Origin of the sequence: Streptococcus oralis (assembly GCF_001588645.1) — a bacterium.
In the GTDB taxonomy this organism is placed as follows: Bacteria; Bacillota; Bacilli; order Lactobacillales; family Streptococcaceae; genus Streptococcus; species Streptococcus oralis_AB.
In genome coordinates this window covers 1-274 of sequence record NZ_LAYF01000052.1, presented here as the reverse complement: position 1 = coordinate 274, position 274 = coordinate 1, and the positions used below count along the sequence as shown (strand labels likewise).

General features: G+C 47.4%; 1 protein-coding gene. It reads left to right on the top strand.

Annotated features, from left to right (window positions below; translation table 11 throughout):
• On the top strand, window positions 1-274 hold a 274-nt coding region (locus A0739_RS09795; protein WP_330996838.1), incomplete at both ends, for a pyruvate formate lyase family protein.

Genomic DNA, 274 nt, shown 5'->3' with positions numbered 1-274 from the left:
GTGCTATCGGCTGTGTGGAAACTGCTGTGCCTGGTAAATGGGGCTACCGTTGTACAGGTATGAGCTACATGAACTTCCCTAAGGTACTCCTGATTACTATGAACGATGGGATAGATCCAGCATCTGGCAAGCGCTTTGCACCAAGCTTCGGTCACTTTAAAGATATGAAGAGCTTTGCTGAGCTGCAAACGGCTTGGGACAAGACCTTGCGTCATTTGACCCGCATGAGTGTCATCGTGGAAAATTCTATCGACCTATCTCTTGAAAGAGAAGT